Source organism: Shinella sp. M27 (assembly GCF_049199905.1).
In the GTDB taxonomy this organism is placed as follows: Bacteria; Pseudomonadota; Alphaproteobacteria; order Rhizobiales; family Rhizobiaceae; genus Shinella.
Window position 1 is genome coordinate 62,447 of record NZ_JBLZPK010000014.1, and the last position, 2,372, is coordinate 64,818.

Annotated in this window: 2 protein-coding genes; both read right to left on the minus strand. The window is 63.9% G+C overall.

From position 1 onward, the window contains the following. Window positions 1–10 precede the first annotated feature (10 nt). Window positions 11–1,678: a ribonuclease J gene (locus ACOZK4_RS05485; protein ID WP_421590897.1), complete on the minus strand. Its 1,668-nt coding sequence runs from the start codon at window positions 1,676–1,678 to the stop codon at window positions 11–13. A gap of 15 nt (window positions 1,679–1,693) precedes the next feature. Then, window positions 1,694–2,372: biotin--[acetyl-CoA-carboxylase] ligase (locus tag ACOZK4_RS05490; RefSeq protein WP_421590899.1), on the minus strand; the 679-nt coding region annotated here is incomplete at its 5' end.

Sequence of the window (2,372 nt, forward strand, 5' to 3'; positions counted from 1 at the left end):
GAGGCGAGGATCAGACCTTCGTCAAGAACACCGTGACGACAGGCTTCTTGCCCCAGATCTCGTTGGCCGTGGAGCGCACGGCGCGACGCACGGCCTCGCGCACCATTTCGAGATCCTTGCGGCGGGCACGCGGGATGCTTTCGACCGCACCAAGCACGGCGTCGTAAAGCGTGTCGCCCATGTCCTCGCCCTCGTCGTCGAATTGCGGCAGACCGAAAGGTTCCACTTCAGGGTCACCCTGAAAGTCGAAGCGGCTGTCGAGCAGGATGCTGACGGCGACATGGCCGACGAAGGCGAGCTTGCGGCGGTCGCCGATGCCCATTTCCTCGTAGTCGCCGATAAGATTGCCATCCTTGAAGATGCGGCCGAAGGGCGCGTGATCGACGACCTCGGGCTCACCCGGGGCGAGCTTCAGCACATCGCCGTTGCGCACGCGCGGCACTTCGGCAACGCCGGACTGTTCGGCAAGCTCGGCATGGGCCACCAGATGGACGGCTTCGCCATGAACCGGCACGACCATCTTCGGGCGCGTCCAGGCGTACATCTGCTGCAGTTCATTGCGGCGCGGATGGCCCGAGACATGCACCAGCGCTTCCGCGTCGGTGACGACATTGATGCCCTGCTCGACCAGGCCATTCTTGATATCGTTGATCGCCTTCTCGTTGCCGGGAATGGCGCGGGAGGAGAAGATGATCGTGTCGCCATCCGTGAAGGCGACGTTGCGCATTTCGTCACGGGCGATCTTGGCAAGGGCGGCACGGGGCTCGCCCTGGCTGCCCGTCAGGATGACGACGACCTTGTCGCGCGGGATGTAGCCGAATTCGTCTTCCTCGATGAACGGCTTCAGGCCTTCCATCAGGCCGATGTCGCGCGCGACATTCGTCACGCGCTTCATGGAACTGCCGAGCAGCAGCACTTCGCGCCCGGCCGCTTCGGCGGCCTGCGCGATAGAGCGGATACGGCCGACATTCGACGAGAAGGTGGTGATGCCCACCCGGCCCTCGGCAACCTCGATGATCTTCGTCAGGCTTTCCGAAACCTCGTGCTCGGAGGGCGACACGCCGTCGCGCACCGCGTTCGTGCTGTCGCAGATCAGCGCCAGGACGCCCTCGTCGCCGAGCTTGCGGAAGCGGGCTTCATCCGTCAGCGGCCCGAGCGACGGATCGAGGTCGATCTTCCAGTCGCCGGTGTGTATCACTGTGCCGAGCGGCGTCTTGATCGCTAGCGACATCGGTTCGGGGATGGAGTGGTTGACGCCGATCGCCTCGATCTCGAAGGGGCCGACATTGATGCGGTCGCCCTGCTTGAAGATCGTCACCGGAATTTCGACGCGGCTGCGCTCGTAATCGCGTTTGGCTTCCAGCATGCCGGCAGTGAAGGGCGAGGCATAGACCGGCACGTTGAGGCCCGGCCAGAGATCGTTCAGCGCACCGTAATGGTCTTCGTGCGCATGGGTGATGATGATGCCCTTCAGCTTCTCGCGCTCCTTGGCGAGGAAACGGATATCGGGCAGAACGAGGTCGACGCCCGGCAGGTCCGGTCCCGGGAAGGTGACGCCGCAATCGACCATGATCCACTGACGGTTGGTCTTCGGGCCGTAGCCGTAAAGCGCCAGGTTCATGCCGATTTCGCCGACGCCGCCAAGCGGCAGGAACACCAGTTCGTCTTCTTTTGCCATCGGTTTCAAAAATTCCTATCCAAAAAACACATCGCCGGCCGCGATCAACCGCGTGCCGCCATCATCCGTCTCCAACTTGAGGAGACCTGTATCATCAATTCCGGAAAAGCGCCCGGAAATAGAACGGTCGGGAAGGTTGACCGTTATGTTTTCCCCGATGCCGCCAGCCACCTGTTTCCAGCGCTCCATGATGGCCGCAATGCCGCGCCCGCGGTTCCACAAGGACAGCGTCGCGGCCATCGACTGGAAGAGATAGGCGAAGAGTTCGTCAGGGGAAGAGGATGCGCCGAAATCGCGCAGCGTCGCCACGGGATAGAGGCCGGCATCCGGCGCCACGGCAACATTGATTCCGATGCCGATGACGAGGCCGTGCCGGCCATCCGGCAGCGTCTCCCCCTCGATCAGGATACCGCAAATCTTGCGGCGCTCGACGAGGATATCGTTCGGCCACTTGATCAGCACTTCAGGCGCGTTGAGCGGCATGACCCGGCTGACGGCATCCTGCACGGCGACCGCGACGGCCAGCGGCAGAGAGCCGAGCCGTTCCATCGGTGCGGCATCGATCAGCAGCAGCGAGGCATAGAGATTGCCGGGTTCGGAGAACCACGCGCGCCCGCGCCGGCCGCGCCCGCCCGTCTGGCGATCGGCGGTGATCCAGAGACCGGAAAGGGGGGGGGGGGGGGGGGGGGGGGGG

Coding starts and splice junctions, on each gene's coding strand:
- ACOZK4_RS05485 (WP_421590897.1), bottom strand. CDS start 1,678: ATGGCAAAAGAAGACGAACTGGTGTTCCTGCCGCTTGGCGGCGTCGGC.